Annotated in this window: 17 protein-coding genes and 1 riboswitch; of the genes, 9 read left to right on the plus strand and 8 right to left on the minus strand. The window is 71.9% G+C overall.

What is annotated here, in order from left to right:
- Positions 1-401 precede the first annotated feature (401 nt).
- From ABZ449_RS13970 to def, 6 genes are all read left to right on the plus strand, one after another.
- Positions 402-1,040 (plus strand): sigma-70 family RNA polymerase sigma factor, encoded by a 639-nt coding sequence (locus ABZ449_RS13970; RefSeq protein ID WP_224285424.1) that lies wholly within the window; start codon positions 402-404, stop codon positions 1,038-1,040.
- Positions 1,037-1,447, plus strand: a complete 411-nt coding sequence (gene rsrA, locus ABZ449_RS13975) for a mycothiol system anti-sigma-R factor (RefSeq protein WP_360345149.1) — start codon at positions 1,037-1,039, stop codon at positions 1,445-1,447. The genes ABZ449_RS13970 and rsrA overlap by 4 nt, the downstream gene beginning before the upstream one ends.
- A gap of 382 nt (positions 1,448-1,829) precedes the next feature.
- Positions 1,830-3,263, plus strand: a complete 1,434-nt coding sequence (locus ABZ449_RS13980) for an HD-GYP domain-containing protein (protein WP_360345151.1) — start codon at positions 1,830-1,832, stop codon at positions 3,261-3,263.
- A 137-nt stretch (positions 3,264-3,400) separates the two neighbouring features.
- A complete protein-coding gene (locus tag ABZ449_RS13985) occupies positions 3,401-4,750 on the plus strand; it encodes an HD domain-containing protein (RefSeq protein WP_360345153.1) in 1,350 nt (449 codons plus the stop codon).
- 289 nt (positions 4,751-5,039) lie between these two features.
- On the plus strand, positions 5,040-6,032 hold the full coding sequence (locus ABZ449_RS13990; protein WP_360345155.1) for a hypothetical protein: 993 nt from the start codon (positions 5,040-5,042) through the stop codon (positions 6,030-6,032).
- Between the two features lie 43 nt (positions 6,033-6,075).
- Positions 6,076-6,717, plus strand: a complete 642-nt coding sequence (def, locus tag ABZ449_RS13995; RefSeq protein WP_360345157.1) for a peptide deformylase — start codon at positions 6,076-6,078, stop codon at positions 6,715-6,717.
- A gap of 85 nt (positions 6,718-6,802) precedes the next feature.
- On the opposite strand, the gene ABZ449_RS14000 is transcribed toward def, so the two are convergent.
- Complete coding sequence (locus ABZ449_RS14000) at positions 6,803-7,786, minus strand: NAD-dependent epimerase/dehydratase family protein (RefSeq protein ID WP_360345159.1); 984 nt, start codon at positions 7,784-7,786, stop codon at positions 6,803-6,805.
- Between the two features lie 148 nt (positions 7,787-7,934).
- A complete protein-coding gene (locus ABZ449_RS14005; RefSeq protein ID WP_360345161.1) occupies positions 7,935-8,996 on the minus strand; it encodes a ferritin-like protein in 1,062 nt (353 codons plus the stop codon).
- Here ABZ449_RS14005 and ABZ449_RS14010 point away from each other — a divergent pair.
- Both ABZ449_RS14010 and ABZ449_RS14015 read left to right on the plus strand, forming a co-directional pair.
- Positions 8,980-9,633: a Scr1 family TA system antitoxin-like transcriptional regulator gene (locus ABZ449_RS14010; protein ID WP_360345163.1), complete on the plus strand. Its 654-nt coding sequence runs from the start codon at positions 8,980-8,982 to the stop codon at positions 9,631-9,633. The genes ABZ449_RS14005 and ABZ449_RS14010 overlap by 17 nt on opposite strands.
- Positions 9,626-9,847 carry a DUF397 domain-containing protein gene (locus tag ABZ449_RS14015; RefSeq protein ID WP_360345165.1) on the plus strand — a complete coding sequence of 74 codons (222 nt, stop codon included), beginning with the start codon at positions 9,626-9,628 and terminating at the stop codon, positions 9,845-9,847. The genes ABZ449_RS14010 and ABZ449_RS14015 overlap by 8 nt, the downstream gene beginning before the upstream one ends.
- 53 nt (positions 9,848-9,900) lie before the next feature.
- Here the strand turns inward: ABZ449_RS14015 and ABZ449_RS14020 are convergent, their stop codons facing one another.
- From ABZ449_RS14020 to ABZ449_RS14045, 6 genes are all read right to left on the minus strand, one after another.
- A complete protein-coding gene (locus ABZ449_RS14020; RefSeq protein WP_360345167.1) occupies positions 9,901-10,374 on the minus strand; it encodes a hypothetical protein in 474 nt (157 codons plus the stop codon).
- 85 nt (positions 10,375-10,459) lie between these two features.
- Positions 10,460-11,455 carry a ribonucleotide-diphosphate reductase subunit beta gene (locus ABZ449_RS14025; RefSeq protein ID WP_049652375.1) on the minus strand — a complete coding sequence of 332 codons (996 nt, stop codon included), beginning with the start codon at positions 11,453-11,455 and terminating at the stop codon, positions 10,460-10,462.
- Between the two features lie 20 nt (positions 11,456-11,475).
- Positions 11,476-13,887 (minus strand): ribonucleoside-diphosphate reductase subunit alpha, encoded by a 2,412-nt coding sequence (locus ABZ449_RS14030; protein WP_360345250.1) that lies wholly within the window; start codon positions 13,885-13,887, stop codon positions 11,476-11,478.
- Between the two features lie 192 nt (positions 13,888-14,079).
- Positions 14,080-14,212: riboswitch (cobalamin riboswitch) on the minus strand.
- A gap of 72 nt (positions 14,213-14,284) precedes the next feature.
- A complete protein-coding gene (locus tag ABZ449_RS14035) occupies positions 14,285-15,952 on the minus strand; it encodes a glycosyltransferase family 39 protein (RefSeq protein WP_360345169.1) in 1,668 nt (555 codons plus the stop codon).
- The gene (locus ABZ449_RS14040; RefSeq protein WP_360345171.1) at positions 15,949-17,025 is read right to left on the minus strand and encodes a glycosyl hydrolase; all 1,077 of its coding nucleotides are present in this window, start codon (positions 17,023-17,025) and stop codon (positions 15,949-15,951) included. The genes ABZ449_RS14035 and ABZ449_RS14040 overlap by 4 nt, the downstream gene beginning before the upstream one ends.
- Positions 17,026-17,030: 5 nt before the next feature.
- Positions 17,031-18,449 (minus strand): glycosyltransferase family 2 protein, encoded by a 1,419-nt coding sequence (locus ABZ449_RS14045; protein WP_360345252.1) that lies wholly within the window; start codon positions 18,447-18,449, stop codon positions 17,031-17,033.
- A 435-nt stretch (positions 18,450-18,884) separates the two neighbouring features.
- Between ABZ449_RS14045 and ABZ449_RS14050 the strand changes: the two genes are divergently transcribed.
- A complete protein-coding gene (locus ABZ449_RS14050; RefSeq protein WP_360345173.1) occupies positions 18,885-20,102 on the plus strand; it encodes a ricin-type beta-trefoil lectin domain protein in 1,218 nt (405 codons plus the stop codon).
- The last annotated feature ends 14 nt before the right edge of the window (positions 20,103-20,116 follow it).

Raw genomic sequence — 20,116 nt, forward strand, 5'->3', positions numbered from 1 at the left:
CTGCGGCCCGTGAGCGGGGAGTCTCCACTCGCTCACTCGTGCGAGTGAACGGTGCCCGGGGGCGGGAATGCGGGCGGTGCCGGTGTGGTTGTCGTGTCCGTCAGCACGAGTCACCGGTGAGAGAGGCAGGGCAGATGGGTTCGATCGCGTGCCCCGAGCGGCCTGAGGAGCGCGAGGCCACCACGGCGTTCGCTCCCTCGTGGTCGGAGTGGCTCGACGCGGGCGAGAAGCCCGTCAGCCCGATATCCTCCATTTCTGGGCGGCCCGCCGTGGGCCGTTCCCGTCATGCCGAGGAGGTGGGTCCGGTCGTCGGGACCGAGCACGAGGCCGATCCGGGCCGTGGCCCGGGCGACGCCCTGCCCGCGGGCGAGGCGCTCACCGGTGAGGAGCTGGCCGAGGCGATCGGTGAGGACACCTACCGGGTGTCGGCGGAGGAGAGCGAGGAGGCCCGGCGGGAGCGCTTCGAGCGCGACGCCCTGGGCTACCTGGATCCGATGTACTCGGCGGCGCTGCGCATGACGCGCAACCCGGCCGACGCGGAGGACCTGCTCCAGGAGGCGTTCGCCAAGGCGTACGCGTCCTTCCACCAGTTCCGCGAGGGCACCAACCTCAAGGCCTGGCTGTACCGCATCCTCACCAACACGTTCATCAACTCGTACCGCAAGAAGCAGCGGGAGCCCCAGCGCACCGCGGCGGAGGAGATCGAGGACTGGCAGCTGGCCAGGGCCGAGTCGCACATGTCGACCGGTCTGCGCTCGGCCGAGACCCAGGCGCTCGACCACCTTCCCGACAGCGATGTGAAGGACGCGCTCCAGGCCATCCCGGAGGAATTCAGGATCGCCGTCTATCTCGCGGACGTAGAAGGCTTTGCGTACAAGGAGATCGCGGACATCATGGGTACTCCCATCGGTACGGTGATGTCCCGGCTGCACCGCGGCCGCCGTCAGCTGCGCGGCATGCTGGAGGATTACGCCCGTGAGCGCGGGCTCGTCCCGGCCGGCAGCGGGGCAGGGCAGGAAGCGAAGGGCTCGGGCTCATGAGCTGCGGCGATCCGCACGAAACCGAGTGTGGCGAGGTCCTCGACCACCTCTATGAATTCCTCGACAACGAGATGCCCGAGGGCGACTGCGCCAAGTTGCGCGTCCACTTCGAGGAGTGCTCGCCCTGCCTGAAGCAGTACGGGCTGGAGCAGGCGATCAAGGCGCTGATCAAGCGTTCCTGCGGGTGCGACGACACCCCGACCGACCTGCGTAGCAAGGTGCTGGCCAGGATCGACTCGATCCGGGCCGGGCAGCGCTCGGGCGAGCAGGTGGTGGTCGCGGTGGAGGCCACCGTCGAGCTGCACGCCGAGTCGGCCCGTCCGGCGCCCAGGCCGGGCGTGGCGGCCGAGCAGGAGCCGACGGAGCGCCCCGGCGCGCCGGTCGAGGCCGGCGCCCAGGTGGAGTGACGGCCCCTCGGGCGAACGCCCGCGTGGCGAACACCGGTGCGGCGAACGTCCGTGCGGTGGTCGGCCGGGTCGGTCGGCACCGTCAGGGCGGTTCCGGCAGTTCGGGCAAGGAATACAGCGGCCCCGGGAGTGTGTGCTCCCGGGGCCGCTCCTGTTCCGCTCGCATGCGCCATCACTCGTTCGAGTGAGTTGGCGGTGCGCCAACTGCGCCGTTGCGCCATCATGCGTCCCCATGTCCGGACGGCGGCCTATTCTCCTGACGGACACTCACCGTCGGTCCGCCCGACGCGTCGAGGCAACACGGGGTCCGTACGGCGGGGAGGTCGAGATCGCTACCGACTGTGGAGGATCGACCCTGCCGCGAGGGGCGACGCGCTACCTGGTGGCCGTTCCGGTGGTGGCGCTGTGCTGCCTGGTGCCGTTGCTGCCCACCGCGCTCACCCCCCGGCTGCCGCACTGGCTCGGCGCGCCGGTGGACTGGCCCAAGGTCGGGCTGCTGGCCTTCCTGCACGGCTGCTGGGAGTCCCTCGCCCAGGGCCTGCCGACGCCCTGTCTGGTGCTGGTGCGCCGGCTGCTGCGCCGGCCGGCGCTGCCCGAGCGGACGCCCGCCCGGCCCGGGGTGAACGCCTTCTTCCCGGTGCTGTTCGCCGGGGTGCTGATGCTCGCGCCGTCCGCCTCCGCCCTGGTCGCCGCCCCGGCCGCGCTGCTCGGCGGGCCGAACGGGCGCGGCTGCCGCCCGCGCCAGCTGTTCAACGGCTCCCAGCTCGCGCTGTGCGCCTTCGCCTCCTCGGCCGTCTTCCACCTGCTGCACGGCCCGCAGCTGCTGCTCGGCTCCCGCTTCCCGGCCGCACTGCTGCCGGGATTCGCCGCCGTCGCGGTGTTCTGCCTGGTCAACGGGGTGGTGGTGGGCGTCATGCTGATGCTCAGCGAGGGCCGCCGCCCCGGGGTGCTGCTGCGCGGGGCGCACTCGGTGTGCGGGCTGCCGGTGCTGGTGCACGCGGCCGGCGGGCTGATGGTCGCGGTGCTCTGGCAGGGCCCGTACGGTGCGTTCGCGGCGCTGCTCGCGCTGCTGCCGCTGTCCATCTCGGCCTGGGTGTTCGCCCAGGGCCAGCGCGAGCGCGACGCCCACCAGGCCACCGTGCAGTCGCTGGTGCAGGCCGTGGAGATCAAGGACTCCTACACCCGGGGCCACAGCGAACGGGTCGGCCGGGCCTCGGTGCTGATCGCCACCCAGCTCGGCATGGAGGCCGAGCGGCTGCGCACCCTGCGCTTCGCCGGCATCCTGCACGACGTCGGCAAGCTCGGGGTGGCCACCGAGTTGCTGCGCAGAAACGGTCCCCTCACCGAGGAGGAGCGCCGGGCGGTGGAGATCCACCCGGTGTACGGGTACGAGCTGGTGCGCGGGATCGACTTCCTCCGCGAGGCGCACGCCGGAATCCTGCACCACCACGAGCGGATGGACGGCCGGGGCTACCCGAGCGGCCTGGCCGGCGAGCAGATCCCCGAGTTCGCCCGGATCATCTCGGTCGCCGACGCCTTCGACTCGATGACCTCCACCCGCTCCTACCGGCGCGGCCGCCCGGTCGGCGAGGCGATCACGGAGCTGGACCGCTGCTCGGGCAGCCAGTTCGACCCGGTGATGGTGCGGGCGCTGATCGACGCGCTGGCCGAGCACGACTGGCAGCCGGTGGTGCACTCGGAGGACTGCATCGAGGCGGTGCCGGACATCCCGCTCGGGGTGCCCGAGCCGGCCCGGGCGGCGCCGGGCCGGGTACCGCCCCAGGGCGAGGGCGTCCCCGCGGCCGGGCAGCCGTGAGGGCCACCGGGCGCGCGGCCCGGGGGCGGGCGGCCGGCGACGGGGCCGGCGGTGTCGACGGGGCCGGTGCCGGGCGAGGGTTCTCCGGGCGTGCGGTGTTCGGGCCGGGGGCGTTCGGCCCCCTGACCCTGCGCCGCGTGCTCCTCGGCCGTACGCCCTGCGGGCGCACCGCGCGCGCGGTGCACGCGGCGGCCGCCGCCCTGCTGGCGCTCGCGCTGGGCGCCGTCGCGGTGCGCGGGATCGCGGAGCCCGGGGTCGTACTGGCGTTCACCGCGCTGATCGCGCTCGGCGAGTGCGTCCGGATCACCCTTCCGGGGGATCGGGAACAGGCGCCCATCGGGGCGGCCGGCGCGCTGGCGTACGCCCTGCTCGGGCCGCTGCGCGGGGTGCCGACCGCGCACGGGACGCTCCAGGTGGTCGCGGTGACCGGGGCCGGTCTGCTGCTGGGCTGGCTGGCCTGCCACGTCCTGCCGCGCATCGTCCTGCCGCGCCGAGTCCCGCCGGGCGGCCCCGGCCGTCCGCACGGTCGTCCGCCCTGGGCCGACCCGGTCCGCCGCGACGGCGCCGCCCGCCGGCTGCTCGCCGTCGGCTTCGCGGCCGCCGTCTTCCAGCCGCTCTACAACGGCGGCGCGGTCGACCGCTTCTCGCCCGAGGGCCCGGCGTACGGGGTGTTCCTGACCGCCGTCGCCGCGCTGGCCGCGCTCTGCGACGCGACCCTGGCGGCGTTGCTGCGCCGCTCCGGCGGCGGGCTGCGGTTCCCGGCGGCGCTGGAGGACGAGCTGCGCTCGCTGTTCGGCATCGGCTCGGCGATCGTCGCCACCGGGATGCTGGTCAGCCTCGCGGCCGGCGAGGTCGGGCTGTGGGCGCTGCCGCTGTTCTGCACCCCGCTGCTGCTCGCCCAGGTGTCCTTCCGGCGCGCCGCCGCCGTGCGGGCCACCACCGGGCAGACCATCGCCAGCCTCGCCCGGGCCACCGAGGTGGCCGGCTACACCCCGCACGGGCACGCGCGAAGGGTCGCGGACACGGCGTGCGCGCTCGGCCGCGAGCTGGGTATGGGCACCCGCGAGCTCGCCCTGCTGGAGTACGCCGCACTGATGCACGACGTCGGCCAGCTCTCCCTGGTCGAACCGGTGCCGGACGGCGCCACCGCCCTGCTGCCCGGTGCCGAACAGCAGCGGATCGCCCGCCTCGGCAGCGAGGTGATCAGCCGCACCGGGGTGCCCCGGCAGGTCGCCGAGCAGGTCGCCCGGCTGGCCGATCCCCACCCCGGACCCGCCACCGGCGAGGGGCCGGTGCCGCTCGCGTCCCGGATCATCCGGGTCGCCAACGCCCACGACGACCTGCTCACGGCAGCCCGCGGCCGCGGCGTCGGCGAGGCCGTCGGGCGGCTGGAGGCCCTGGAGGCGCTGCGGCTGGGCCGCGGCCGGGTCTACGACGCCCGCGTGGTGGACGCCCTCGCCAGGGTGGGCGGTCAGGCCCGCCGTTGAGGGGCGGACCGGGCCCGGGCGGGACCCGCACGGCGGGGGCCGTCCGCCCTCGCCGCGGGCCCCGGGAACCGGGTCCCGACCGTCAGGGGTTGAGCGGGTGGGATCGGGCGGGCAGGCTGGGGAGGGGCGGACCCCAACCTCGGCGGTGGGGAGCGCGGGCGGGGGCGGGCGTGGTTGGATGCGGTCGTAGCGTGGAACACCGACCCGGGACACCGGGCTCCGAACGCCGTCCGAGGCGGTAGGGCACGGTGGCACGGGACTTGAGCGGACGACGACGGCAGGGACGAACGTGAGGATCTTCCACCGGGCACGGCACCGGCCGTCCGCCACCTGGCGGCAGACGACCGACCGGGCCTTCACGCTGATCGGCGACGGCCGCTACGAGGACGCCGGCGCGCTGCTGGTGATGGCCGCCGACCTGGAGCCGTGGCTCTCCGACTCCTGGTTCAACCTCGCCCTGCTGCACAAGTTCCGCCGGGACTGGGAGCAGGCCCGCTCGGCCGGCCTGCGCGCCGTCGCCCTGCTGGACCGCGAGCACGGCGCCCCGGACTGGTGGAACCTCGGCATCACCGCCACCGCGCTCCAGGACTGGCCGCTGGCCCGCCGCGCCTGGCAGGCGTACGGGCTGAAGCTGCCCGGCGGCCCCGGCGGGAAGCAGGACGGCCCGGTCAGCCTGGACCTCGGCACCACCCCGGTGAGGCTCTCCCCGGACGGCGAGTCCGAGGTGGTCTGGGGCCGCCGGCTGGACCCGGCCCGGATCGAGGTGCTGTCCATCCCGCTGCCCTCCTCCGGCCGCCGCTGGGGCGAGGTGGTGCTGCACGACGGCGCCCCGCACGGCGAGCGGGTCACCGACGGCGTCGCCTACCCGGTGTTCGACGAGATCGAGCTGTGGGCGCCCTCCCCGGTGCCGACCTACGTGGTGCTGCTCCAGGCCGCCACCGCCGGCGACCGGGACGCGCTGGAGCGGCTGGTCGCCGACGCCGGCTACGCGGCCGAGGACTGGACCTCCTCGGTGCGGCTGCTGTGCCGCGCCTGCTCGGAGAGCCGGATGGCCTCCGACGACGGCGTCGCCGCCCACCACGACCCGCACGACGACGGCGACGCCGCCCACCCCGGCCACCTCAGCCACCTCAGCCAGGGCGGCGCGGCCGGGATGTCCTGGCTGGTCGAGCGCGAGTGCGGGATCGCCGCACCGGCCCACCTGGTGCGTACCCTGCTGGACCGCTGGGTCGCGGCCGCCCCGGGAAGCCGGGCTTACCGGGACCTCGAAGAAGTGTGCTGAGTACCCTGGTGAGGTAACGCGTAGACCTATGGAAGCGGAAGACATGGCGGAGCAGGCCGAGCAGCACGAGCACGAGCACGACGTGGAGGGGACGGCGCCCGAGACGCCCGTGAAGGTGATCGGTGAGGAGCCCGACCTCAGCAAGGGCACCGCACGCCCGATCACCGTCGTCGGCAACCCGGTGCTGCACCGCGAGGTCAAGGACGTCACCGCCTTCGACGGCGAGCTGTCCGCGCTGGTCGACGACATGTTCCAGTCGATGTACGCCGCCGAGGGGGTCGGCCTCGCCGCCAACCAGATCGGCGTCGACCTCAAGGTCTTCGTCTACGACTGCCCGGACGACGAGGGCGTGCGCCACATCGGCCACGTGATCAACCCCGTGCTGGAGGAGTACCCGGCCGACCGCCGCCGCGTGCTGGACGACGGCAACGAGGGCTGCCTGTCCGTCCCCACCGCGTACGCCGAGCTGGCCCGCCCGGACTACGCCGCCGTCACCGGCGTCGACAAGGACGGCAAGCCGATCCGCGTCGAGGGCACCGGCTTCTTCGCCCGCTGCCTCCAGCACGAGACCGACCACCTCTACGGCACCCTCTACATCGACAAGCTGTCGAAGCGGGACCGCAAGGACGCCCTGCAGCAGATGGCCGAGGGCACCCCGAAGTACGCGACCGTGCCGAACGCGTAGTCGTATCGAACGCCGCTGCCCCGTACGGGAGTTCCGTGCGGGGCAGCGGCGTTCCGGTGTCCTGGTCGGCTCGCCGGGCGGCGGGTCAGGACTCGCCGTGCTGGCCGCGGGAGAAGATGGTCGGACTGCCGGGGAGTTCCGGGTTGGCGCCGAGGTGGTCGGCCAGGTCGCGCACCCCCTCGGCCAGCGAGACCGCCGGCCGGTACCCCAGGCCGTAGAGCTTGGAGATGTCGCCGACCAGCCGGTAGGTGTCGTCCTCGATCTCCGGGATCACGCTGACCTCGGGGGTCTTGCCGGTGGCCTCCCCGATCGTGTCGACGAGTTCGCGCATCGACACCTCCGTGCCGGAGCCGATGTTGAACACCTCGCCCAGGTCGGCGCGGTCGGCGATCGTCAGCAGCCCCTGGACCAGGTCGGTGACGTGCACGAAGTCGCGGGTCTTCCGGTCGATGTCGCCCACGATCTGGATGGGCTGGTGGTTGAGGTGCCAGCGCAGGAAGCGGCCGACCTCCACCATCGCCTCGTGCGGGTTCTCGCCCGGCCCGTAGACGCAGAACGGGCGGCCGACCACCACCGGGAGACCGCAGGCGCGGTGGAGTGCCAGGCAGGTGATCTCGCCGCTGAGCTTGGACGCGCCGTACGGCACGAAGGGGCGGGTCGGGTGCTCCTCGTCCATGGGGAATCTCCGGGGCGTTCCGTAGACGGACGCGGACGAGACGTAGACGACCCGACGGACGGGCGCCTTGAGGAGGGCCTCGGCGAAGATCAGCGTGCCGAGTGCGTTGATCTCGAAGTCGAGGCGCGGCTGCGTCACCGACAGCGTGCCGTTCGCGTTCGCGGCGACGTGGAAGACCAGGTCGGCGTCGTCCACGGCCTCGGCGACGGCCTCGACCTCGCGGATGTCCAGCAGGTGCAGGGTGGTCCCGGACGGCGCGGAGATGTTCGTTGCCGTCCGGGCGTTGTCGATGATCGACACCTCTTTCCCCAGGAAGAGGAGAGCGCTGGTCAGGTGCCTTCCGACGAAACCCAATCCGCCCGACACCAATACCTTGTCGTATTCTTCGAGCATATATTCGATATATCAGCCCGCGAACACCCCCGCGCTCCAGGCCTGCGGAACCGCGTCCGTCCGGGTGAAATATCGGGCGGACAGGAATGGGGCCGGTGCGGACCCACCCGTCCGCACCGGCCCTGGTCCTGGTCCTGGTCCAGGATTCCTACGGGACGAGGAGCCACTCCGGGCCGTAGGTGCGGTGGGGGTCGCTGGGGAGTGCGACGGTGTTCAACGCCTGTGCCGTGGCGCCCAGATCGGTCATGTTCCCGATCGCGTCGAACAGCCGGTCCTTCTCGCCGCCCCAGGCCTTCTGGAGATTGTCCAGCATGGTGCTGTACGTGGTGTTGAACTCGCGCAGCCGGTCGGCGGTGGCCTGGTCGGGCACGTTGTCGGGGTCGTTGGCCCAGCCGCCGGCGGGGACGCGGGCGACGGGCGCGGTGAGCGGGAGCGGGACGTCGGGACCGGTGAACTCGAACCCCCCCGTCGTGGGGTTCTTCACGAGCTTCCTGCCGACGGCGATCTCCTTGAAGGCGTAGTAGTGGGCGAGTTCGCCCGGCTCGCCGAAGAAGGGGTTGTCCGGGGAGGTGTCGGTGCCCTCGCCCTGGGTCCGGATGACGTCGAGCGCCTGCAGGACGTCGTCGATGGTGTTCATCGCGACGACGTCGTTGCCGGCGCCGTGGCCGATCGCCCCGAGCGGGAAGGTCACCTGGTTGTTCCCGGTCAGCAGGTGCGCGAATCTCGGGAACACATCGGCGATGCGCTGGTAGAAGGCGCCGATCGTGTTGCCGTCGGCGGCGAACGCCAGCGGGTTTTCGGGCTTCTCGATGTCGGAGAAGAGGGCGGCCGACTCGCGGGTCAGCCCGCTGAGGAAGACCTCCAGCCCCGGGTTGACTCCACCGGGCAGCTCGCCGGGGTACTTGGGGACGGCGAGCGGGTCGGTGAGGACGACGCGGCCGCCGATGCTGGTGAGCATGTTGCAGACCAGGCCGAAATGCGACATCTCGTCGAAGACGATCTCGCGGATCGTGCTGCGGACCGGGTTGCCGTCGTTCGGATCGGTGATCGACCAGAGCGCGGTGGCGTAGGGCGGGATGGTGGAGAGCTCCAGCATGATCGCCCGCTGGAGGGCGTCCTTGAGCTCCTGCTCGGTCCAGTCCTCCTCGGTGATGTTCATGAGCTGGACGATCGCGTCGCTCTCGTAGTCCAGGATGCCGGTCGTCGCCACGGTGTACCCCTTTCGTTCGGCTGTGCGCCGGACCGTAGTCCGGGCTCGGTCGTCCGTAGGCGTGGAATGCCGGTGCGGCCCGGGAGTTCATCCGGACGGGCGCGCGTGGACCTGCGGCCGCCCCGCCCGGCGTTCACGCCGGGCGGGCCGGGGGAGTTCAGGGCTGCCGGGTGGCGGTGATGGTGATCGGGTGGGCGGTCCAGTCGGTCATCCCGCCGACGTAGAGGGTGGTGCTCCAGGTGTCGTTGCGGGCGAGGCAGTTGGCGACGCCCCCGCCGCCGCCGGGGCCGATGCAGATCCGGATGAAGTCCCGGTGCGCCTCGCGGACGGGGAGGGCGCGGACGCGCTCCCACAGGATCGGGAGGGCGTGGGTCGAGGCTGGGGAAGTCGGTCGGGAGCAGGATGCCGGCGATCCCGGCCCGGACGGCGCTCACGCGGCGGCCGCCTCGGGGGAGATGTGGCACCAGACGAACTCGTGTACGTGGACAGCCTCCTCAGCACGCTCTACATCGAGGAGCCGGGCGAGGTCTTCAAGTACTCCAACCTGTTCCGTCGAGCGTTGGCCGAGTCTCTGCCGCGCAAGGAATCGATCGCGCTGATCAAGCGCATGGCGAAAGGAGGATGCGGCGATGAGTAGCACCCCGCAGGGTGCGGACGCTGCCGACCGCATCTGGCGAAAGTCTTCGTTCTCAGGCGCGCAAAGCAACTGTGTGGAGATCGCAGCCGGTGTCACCGATGTCGTGCCGGTGCGTGACTCGAAGGATCCGGGCGGCCCGGCGCTGCTCTTCCCGGCGGATGCCTGGGCCTCCTTCCTCGCCGGGGTCAAGTCCGGGGAGTTTTCGACCGACTGATGTCACAGGGGCGCCCCGCACGGGCTGTGGCCGTGCGGGGCACCCCTGTGACATCAGCTGAGGTTGTCGTACCAGAAGAAGACGGTCCGCAGGACGGCGCCCGGGGCGCCGGCGCCGAAGGCGAGGACCATGGCCTGGCCGACCGCGACATCCGTGGGGTCGATGCCCTGGGACCACGTCACCTCGGCATCCAGGCCCGGGACGGTGCGGCCGGGGGCGTACGACCGGAACGTGCCGCGGGCGCGGGCGATGAGCTCCCCGTTGCGCCGCAGCTCCGCCCGGCGGAGGCCGGTCGACCTCAGTTCGTAGCCGCGGTCGCCCAGAACGGCGGTGCGGGTGCGCGACTTCCGGGTGGTCGGCACGTTGTGGCCGTTGACGTTGATCGCGCCGTGGTCGCGGTCGGGAACCACCGTGACGGTGGGCACCCCCGACCCCTGCACCCGCGCCACGACGGACGGCCAGCGGTCGTAACCGACCTGTATCGGCCCGAACGGGCCGTCGATCACACGTTGTTGGAGCCTGGACATGCCTGGGCTACCCCCCTGAACAGCGGACAGCGAACAGCGGAGCCACCGTGACGGCGGCTCCGCTGTTTCGCCGGACGATATCGACCTAGAAGTCGTCGTCGAAGGCGACCGAGCCCTCGACGGCCACCTGGTACGCCGACACGCGGCGCTCGAAGAAGTTGGTCAGCTCCTGGACGTTCTGGAGCTCCATGAAGCCGAACGGGTTGGTGGACCCGTAGCGGATCGGCAGGCCGAGTCGCGCCAGGCGCTGGTCCGCCACCGCCTCCAGGTACTCCCGCATCGACGCGGTGTTCATGCCGGGCAGGCCGTCGCCGCACAGGTCCTGGGCGAACTGGAGCTCGGCCTCGACGGCCTCCTCCAGCATCTCCGTCACCTGCTTGGCCATCTCGTCGTCGAAGAGGTCGGGCTCCTCCTCGCGGACGGTGTCGACCACCGACATGGCGAAGTCCATGTGCATGGACTCGTCGCGGAACACCCAGTTGGTGCCGGTGGCCAGGCCGTGCAGCAGGCCCCGGCTGCGGAACCAGTACACGTACGCGAACGCGCCGTAGAAGAACAGACCTTCCACACACGCCGCGAAGCAGATCAGGTTCAGGAGGAACGCGCGGCGGTCCTCCTTGGTCTGCAGCGAGTCGATGTGGTCGACCGCGTTCATGTACTTGAAGCAGAACTGGGCCTTCTGGCGGATGGAGGGGATGTTCTCCACCGCGGCGAAGGCCGCGTTGCGGTCCTCCGGGTCGGGCAGGTAGGTGTCGAGCAGCGTCAGGTAGAACTGGACGTGCACGGCCTCCTCGAACAGCTGGCGCGACAGGTACAGCCGCGCCTCCGGGGAGTTGATGTGCTTGTAGAGGCTCAGCACCACGTTGTTGGAGACGATCGAGTCACCCGTGGCGAAGAACGCGACCAGCCGGCCGATCAGGTGGCGCTCGCCCTCGCTGAGCTTCGCCAGGTCGGCGACGTCGGAGTGCAGGTCCACCTCCTCGACGGTCCAGGTGTTCTTGATCGCGTCCCGGTACCGGTCGTAGAACGACGGGTAGCGCATCGGGCGCAGGGTCAGCTCGAAGCCGGGGTCGAGCAGCATCTTGCGGTCTTCGGGGGTGCTCACTGGCAGGCCTCGCAGGACTCGGGGTTCTCCAGGGAGCAGGCGATGGCGGCTTCCTGCTCCGGGGTGAGGGAGGGGGTGTTCACCGGCACGGGCGCGGGCGCCGCGGCGCGGGCGGTGCCGGACGCGGCCTGGGCGATCCGGGTGGCCGGGCGCGAACGCAGGTAGTAGGTGGTCTTCAGACCGACCTTCCACGCGTAGGCGTACATCGAGCTGAGCTTGCCGATGGTCGGCGCCGCCATGAACAGGTTCAGGGACTGGCTCTGGTCCAGGTACGGCATGCGGGCCGCGGCCAGGTCGATCAGCGCGCGCTGCGGCAGCTCCCAGGCCGTCCGGTACAGCGAACGCACCTCGGCGGGCAGCCAGTTCAGCTCCTGGACCGAACCGTTGGCGTCGCGCAGGGCGTCGCGGGTCTGCTGGTCCCAGACGCCGAGCTCCTTGAGCTCGCGCACCAGGTACGGGTTGACCTGGAGGAACTCGCCGGACAGCGTCTCGCGCTTGAACAGGTTGGACACCTGCGGCTCGATGCACTCGTACACGCCGGCGATGGAGGCGATGGTCGCGGTCGGCGCGATCGCCAGCAGCAGCGAGTTGCGCAGGCCGGTCTCGGCGATCCGGGCGCGCAGCGCCGTCCAGCGGTCGGCCCACTGCGGGGCGGCGCTCGGGAAGTGGTCGATGTGCAGCTCGCCGCGGGCGGCGCGGGTCTCGCCGTACGCCTCGTGGCGGCCCAGCTGCTCGGCCAGGTCGGCGGAGCGCTCGTACGCGGTGAGCATGATGCGCTCGGAGATCAGCGTCGACAGGGCCTTCGCCTCGGCCGAGTCGAAGTCGATCCGCAGCTTGAAGAAGACGTCCTGCAGGCCCATCACGCCCAGGCCGACCGGCCGCCAGCGGGAGTTGGACGTCCCGGCCTCGGTGGTCGGGTAGAAGTTGATGTCCACCACGCGGTCGAGGAAGGTGACGGCGGTGCGCACGGTGGCGTCCAGCCGCTCCCAGTCCATCGCGCCGAGGAGGTCGGCGGCCGAGGCGCCCGGGGCGACGTGGGCGCCCAGGTTGACCGAGCCCAGGTTGCAGACGGCGGTCTCGGAGTCGTCCGTGACCTCCAGGATCTCGGTGCACAGGTTGGAGGAGTGCACCGTGCGGCCCGGCAGCGCGGTCTGGTTGGCGGCGCGGTTGGAGGCGTCCTTGAAGGTCATCCAGCCGTTGCCGGTCTGCGCGAGGGTGCGCATCATGCGGGCGTACAGGGTCTGCGCCGGGATGGTGCGCACGGCCTTGCCGGCCAGCTCGGCCTTGCGGTAGGCCTCGTCGAACTCCTCGCCCCACAGGTCGACCAGCTCGGGCACGTCGGCCGGGGAGAACAGCGACCAGTCCTGGTCGGCGTTGACCCGGCGCATGAACTCGTCCGGGATCCAGTGCGCCAGGTTGAGGTTGTGGGTGCGGCGGGCCTCTTCGCCGGTGTTGTCGCGGAGCTCCAGGAACTCCTCGATGTCGGCGTGCCAGGTCTCCAGGTAGACGCAGGCCGCGCCCTTGCGGCGGCCGCCCTGGTTGACGGCGGCGACCGAGGAGTCGAGGGTGCGCAGGAACGGCACGATGCCGTTGGACTTGCCGTTGGTGCCGCGGATCAGGCTGCCGCGCGAGCGGATGCGCGAGTAGGACAGGCCGATGCCGCCGGCGTGCTTGGACAGGCGGGCGATCTGCGCGTAGCGGTTGTAGATCGAGTCCAGGTTGTCCAGCGGCGAGTCGAGCAGGTAGCAGCTCGACATCTGCGGGTGGCGGGTGCCGGAGTTGAAGAGCGTCGGCGAGGAGGTCAGGTACTCCAGGCGGCTCATCAGGCCGTACAGCTCGGCCACCTCGCGCACCGACTGCTCGCTGTCGCCGACCGCCAGGCCGCACGCGACGCGGAGCAGGAAGTGCTGCGGGGTCTCGATCACCTTGCGGGTGATCGGGTGGCGCAGCAGATAGCGGGACTGCACGGTGCGCAGGCCGAAGTACTCGAAGCGGTCGTCGCCCGCGGTGTCGATCAGCGCGTCCAGGGCGGCGGCGTGCTTGGCGACGAAGGCCGCGGTGGTGTCGCCGATCAGGCCCTCGGCGTGGCCGACGGCGATCGAGGCGGAGAAGGACACCGAGCCCTGGCTGTTCGCCTCGTCGACGATCTCCAGGGCGAGCAGGCGGGCGGCGAGCTTCGAGTACTGGGGGTCCTCGGCGATCATCGACGCGGCGGCGTCCACGGCCAGCCCGCGCAGCTCGGCGAAGTCCGAGCCGGCGTGGCGGCCGCGCAGCGCGGCGGCGGCGACATGGCCGGGGTCGACCTCGGTGAGGTCGGTGCTGCGATCGGTGAGCAGCCGCAGCAGGGCACCGCCGGGGTCGGAGACCGTCGGGTCGGTGAAGGCGGTACCGGTGCCCTGGGCGGGCAGGGTGGCTGAGGCGGCGATGGTCAAGGCGCTCTCTCCTGGCGGCGATCGGCGGCGGTGATCGGGGGCCACCGGGCCGATCGGGGCAGGGGAGCACGGCACGAACGCAGACGGCGTCGCGCGACGGTGACTCCCCGGCCCGCCCGCGAGGCCCGGAGGGGTACTGCTCGTGCCGGCGCGGCCTCTGCGGGAGGGCCGTGGCGCACGCTGTTCGGCAGGTCATCGGACTCGCGGTACGGCTGCTGGAGCCGCCCGCACACCGCTGCGGGGCAGTCCCGGATTCGCACCGGGTTCCCCTGCATCGACAGCAGAAGCGAGCATACATGTTGTGCCGCCTCACTGCGGCGGCACCATATGTTGTGCCTGTCGTGTCGCGGATGTGCGTGGGCCGGGCGGCGGGTCAGTGCTTGAGATAGACCTTGTACGTACTCGAATCGCCGGTCGGCGAGGTGAACTGGGCGACCAGCCGGTAGTGCCCGGCGGTGGTCAGGGCCTCGCTCAGGGCCCGGTCGGTGGCCCTCGGCGCGGTGCTGTCGAGGACGACCATCGTGAACCAGCCGTCCCGGATCGCGGCCACGCTGCCGTCGTCGCCGTGGTGCTGGACGCCGGCCCCGTCGCGGTACTCCGTGCCGGTGTGCGCGGAGACCCACTGCTCGGGCTTGGAGACGCTGCCGAGGTAGTACTCGGCGAGTCCGTCGACCTCGGTGAGATAGCGGCCCTGGGGCTGCGTGTGGGCCCGCAGGACGGCCAGCAGGCGGCCGGAGTCGGGCCCGTTCTGGTAGCGCAGTGCGGACTGCTCCAGGCCGAGGGCGAGCAGGGCGACCCAGACCAGGATGCCGAGCTGGGGATGGCGGAAGTGGGCGCCCACCAGCCGGGTCAGGCCGACCCCGGCGAGCGGGGCGGCGAGCAGCATGCCGTAGCCGAGGTGGCGGAACAGCGCGCCGGAGGTGCCCGTCCACAGGTGGGCGGCGGGGATCAGCAGGGAGGTGACGGTCAGGGTGGCCCCGAGCAGGGCGCGCAGGCCCCGGGTGGTGGGGACGGCGTCCTTCTCCGGCGCGTCGTGCTCGTTCATCTGTTCGCGGCGCGCGTAGGCGATGGTGCCGGCCACTGCGAGGGCGGTGAAGAGGCCGGCCCACCGGAGCGTGGCGAGCAGGATCGAGCCGGCCGAGCCGGGGGCGTTGCCGTGGGAGGGCGACCATCCGGCGACCTTGCCGAGGATGCCGTACGGGAGCAACAGGACGAAGGTGCCGAGGGCCGCCAGCAGCGCGCGCAGGGCGGCCGGCCCGGCCCGGTGGTACGGCCGGGCGCAGGCGAAGGCGAGGGCCACCAGGGCGGGGACGGCGAAGGCCGCGGAGTAGGCCACGGCGCAGGCCAGCGCCGTGGGCGGGGCAGCGAGCAGGGCCAGGGCCGGATGCCGTCTCGCGGTGAACACCGTGGTCCAGGCCGCGAGGGCGACCAGCAGGACGGCGAGGGACTCGGGCGCGGCGTAGAAGCCGACCACGACGGTGGACTGGAGGACGGCGTACACGGCGATGGCGCAGATGGCGACCCGCTCGTTGAACAGCCGCCGGGTCAGCGAGTACAGCAGCACGGTGGTGAGCAGCGCGAAGCCGAGGCTGAGCAGCCGGGCGCCCCAGATGCCGTTGGCGTCGGCGGCGGCGCCGGCCAGTGGCGGGTAGAGCCAGGGTGAGCCGTGCACCCGGTCGACCAGGTCGGTGGTGACGGGGGTGCCGTGCAGGAGGTGGGCCAGCTGCTGGCGCCCGGCGACCATGGCGGCGGCCTCGTCGGGGTGCGCGGCGGCCAGCAGGCGCAGCGAGAGCGCGGCCTGGACGGTCAGGACGGCGCCCAGCAGGCCGAGGGCGATCCGGCGGCGGCGGGGGCTGGCGCCCGGGTCCCAGCCGATCGCGGGGACCTGCGGGATGGTGTACGGGGCCAGCTCGACGCCGCCGGGGTTGTCGACGGGCACGGGCGTACGGCGCGTACGGGGTTCCGGGCCGTCCGGCGGGGGGACGTCCGACACCGGGTCGGCGGGGTGGTCCGGGGTGGGGGAGAGGTCGCTGTTCATCATGGGTTCCGGATGTCGAAGCCGTAGCGGGGGGCGGACACCCGCTTCTTGAAGGCGGCGAGGGTGTCCGGAACGGTCTCGACCCGCCAGTCCGCCCGCTTGATCATGTTGAACCAGATGAAGCCGACGATGTCGTCGTGCGCCTCCATCCCGGAGTACAGCTGGTCGACGAAGGCCTGTTGGTGCCTGCCTTGCTCGGCGGCGGTCTCGCTGATGAAGAAGGGCTTGTTGCAGAAGGTGCGGATCTCGGCCATGGTCGGGCCGTACAGGGCCTCGAAGGTCTTGGGGCCGTCGTTGGTGAAGTAGCCGGTCATGCCGGCCCAGTCGACGTAGGTGTCGCCGGGGTAGTACGGCGCCAGGCGGGTGTTGGGCGCGGGGACGGTGATGTTGGGGCTCCAGACCCAGATCACGTTGGTGGCGCCGGCCTGGTCGAAGATGTCGTGGACGTGGCGCCAGGCGGCCACGAAGTCCTCGGGGGTGGCGGCCTGACGGCCCCACGGGTACCAGTCGCCGTTCATCTCGTGGGCGATGCTGATGGCGATCGGCAGGTTGAGCTTGGCGACGGACTTGGCGACGCCGCGCACGTAGTCGTCGGTGTCGCCGGCCGCGATCGAGGCGAGCGAGCGGTCGTGCGGCTCCCAGGCCATGAAGGGCAGTGCCCCGGCCTCGTGGATCCGGCGCACGCCGGAGGTGTCGAAGCCGCCCTTCCAGTGGGCGTAGTACTCCAGGATGTTGGGCTGCTTGCCGATCGCGGCACTGTAGCCGGGCAGGGCGTCCATCGTGGCGGGGACGTCGGGCAGGGCGGCGCCGAGGTACTTGTGGCTCGGCTTGAGCAGCGGCGTGACGTCGTAAGGGACGCCGGTCGGCAGGGCCTTGGGCTGGACGGGCGCCGCCGGTGCGGTGCTTCCGGCGGCGCCGGGGGTCGCGGCGGGGGCGGCCTGGGCGAGGTCCTTCTGCATCGCGAAGCCGGGGTCCTCGGGGCCGCACGCGGTGACGAGCAGCAGGCCGGCGGCGGTCAGCAGCGGGAGCGCCAGCCGGCGACGGAGCCGGCCGGCCCGCCGGAGGGGGGCGGTCATGGCGATCACACTGCTTCCGTGGGGCGCGGCTGGACGAGGACCCGGCCCACGATGGTGGCGTAGAAGAGGCCGGAGGCGAGGACGAGGGCGAAGTTCAGGGGGCCCATGGTGAGCATCCGCCAGATGCTCAGCAGCACCCAGAGCAGGGCCGTTCCGCCGCCCCAGGCGATGACGCCGATCCAGAACCGGCGGGTCTTGTTCGACTTGGCGCCGCTGGAGCCGGTCGGCTGCCAGGCCATCCGGTTGCGGCGCACGATGTCCCAGATGGCGAAGACGTGCGCCCAGCCGTACATCATGCGGGCGGCCCAGGCCTCCAGCCGGTAGGGGTTGCGGTGCCAGAGCGGGAAGACGATCGTCGCGTAGATCAGGCCGGGCAGCACCAGCGCGGTGTTCTCCCAGCGGATCAGGTCGGGTCGGGCGAGCAGCAGGACGATCGGTATGAGGGGGGAGACGATGGTGAACAGCGCCGTGTGGATGTAGTAGAAGAAGCCGGACAGGTAGCAGGCCCGGGTGATCGGCCGCAGCTTGGTCTGCCAGAACTTCCTGCTGCCGAGCAGACTCATCGAGCCGGTGCACCAGCGGTACTGCTGGTTGAAGAAGCCGCCGACGTTGTCCGGGCAGACGCCGGTGGCCAGCGCGACGGGTATGTACTGGAGGTCCCAGCCCAGGCGGCGCAGGTCGAAGCCGGTGTGCACGTCCTCGGAGTGGCCGATCAGGGTGGTGCCGCCGTTCTCCTCCAGCGCCTCGCGCCGGTAGACCGCGCAACTGCCCACGCAGATGGCGCCGTCGTTGCGCTGCCGGGAGACCTGGACCGTCCGGTAGAACAACTCCTGGACGGCGCCGGCGCCGCGCTCGATCCAGTTCTGCGAGTCGAGGATGCGGAAGAACTGCGGGGACTGGACGATGCCGAGGCGCGGGTTGGCCTCCATGTAGGGGAGCATCTCGTTCAGCAGGTCCGGCCGGGGCGCGAAGTCGGCGTCCAGGATGAGGATGTAGTCGCTGTCGGAGTTGCGGAAGCCGAACTGGAGGTTGCCGGCCTTCTTGAACCAGCCGAGCTTGTCGCGGGTGCCGTAGACGAACTCGAAGTCGACGGCCATCTGCGCGAGCTGCGGGCTGTTGCTGTCGTCGAGGACGTACGGGGTGACCTCGCCCGGGTACTGGTCGCGCAGCCGGGCCACGTGGGTCCAGGTGTTGTGCAGCACCTCGATCGGCTCGCCGGCGACGGGCAGGAAGATGTCGACGGTCGGATAGCGCTCGGGCTGCCAGGACTTGACCAGGGCGCGGTGGGCGGACAGGTCGAAGGTCTCGTTGAAGCCGTGCACCCAACGGGAGATCAGGTAGTAGACGATGGTGAAGGCGAGCGGCGGTATGAAGAAGAGGAACCACGGCGTCGCGCTCAGCAGCCCGATCTCGCTGGCCACCATGCACACGAAGCTGATGAGGGAGAAGCAGGTCAGCACCCACAGGTTGGTGCGGGCGTAGAGGTACTTCTCGGTGTTGTCGGGAGGCTGGGGGAGCAGGCCCCACCGGTTGCGGGCGGCCGGGTCGCGCCGGCTCCGGCGTCGTGAGACCGGCGGCTGACCGCCTCCCGCGAGTCGCGCGCTCTCGGTGACAGTCACGTGCTCTACTCCCCCGAAGCCGTACTGAGTCTGAACCGTCCCCGCGCGGCAGCCGTTGTCGCTCGGGCACCAGGGGACGCCAGGATCGTACGGGACCGATCGCTCGGAGTTCGCTCCCCCCTCTTCCGTCGGCCATCCGGAACCGATATCGAGTTCCGATCGTGATGTGAACGGGGGTGCGGCCGGAGCGCTTGTGTACGGTTGTCCGCTCGACGGTCGAGGACGGGTCGGGGAAGAGTGATGATCATCGAGGACGGCAAGGCCGGGCGCTTGGCGCGCGGCCTGCGGGCGGTCGCCGCGTTCGGTGCGGTCGCCGCGTTGCTGGCCGGGTGCAGTGGCGAGGTCGGGGCGGTGGAGCCGCCGCCCGCCACGACGGCGGCGTCCGGGCCGGGCCTCTGCTCGACGGCTCAGGAGCCCTTCCCCAAGCTGGCGTTGGACAGCGGCACCAAGGTCCTCGAACCGAACCCGTGGAACACCGCCGGCACGGTCTGCGTGGACCCGGTCGGGGAGAGCGGGTTCACGCTGTCCCGGACCGACGACTTCGTCCCGAAGAACCCGCTCGCCCCCGGCGCCTACCCCAACGTGTCCACCGCCCCGGGCGCGAGCGGACTGCCGGTGCCGGTCAGCGCCCTCGGCGACGCCACCGCCGACTGGGACGCCAACGGCCGGGTGAGCGGCTCCTTCAACCTCTCCTTCGACCTCTGGTACGGCTCCAGCCCGGACAACTGCCTCCCGGGGGAGAGCGCCGAGGTGATGATCTGGCTGGACGCCACCGACAACGTGCGGCCCGCCGGTGACAAGGTGTCGGACGCCCTGCCGTTCGGCGACGCCAGCTACCACGTCTACCAGGCGCCGATCACCGGCCCGCACAGTGTGATCAGCTACGTCCGCGCGGCGCCGACCCACACCACCCGTGGCCTCAACCTGCGGCTGTTCACCGCCGACGCCATGGCGCGCGGGTACGTCCCCAAGGGGTCCTACCTGTGCCGGGTGCAGGCGGGCTTCGAGGTCTGGAGCGGCGGGACCGGTCTGCGCAGCAACTCCTTCGCCTTCCACAACCGGGTCGGCCTGCCGGCCGGCGAGGTCCCGGCGGGCGCTCCGGGGATCTGCCTGCGGCACGGCGGCGGCGGGATCGCCGGGACGCCGGTGACCGTCGGATCCTGCGGAGACCAGGCCGTCTCGACCGGGTGGACGGTGGGCAACGACGGTTCGCTGCGCGGCGGAGCGGCCTGTCTGGCACCGGCCGCCGACCGCTCCTCGGTGACGCTGGCCGAGTGCACCGGCGGTACGGCGCAGCGCTGGGTCACCGCCCCCGGGCAGCGGCTGAAGCACCAGGACACCGGGCTGTGCCTGGGTACCGCGGGCGGTGCGCTCGCGGACGGTACGACGGTGCTCCTGAGGCCGTGCGCGGACACCGTCTCGCAGCGCTGGAAGCTGCCGTACAACGGAGTCGCGTGAGTCGGCGTCGCGTG

The organism is Kitasatospora sp. NPDC005856 (assembly GCF_040629945.1).
Lineage (GTDB): Bacteria > Actinomycetota > Actinomycetes > Streptomycetales > Streptomycetaceae > Kitasatospora.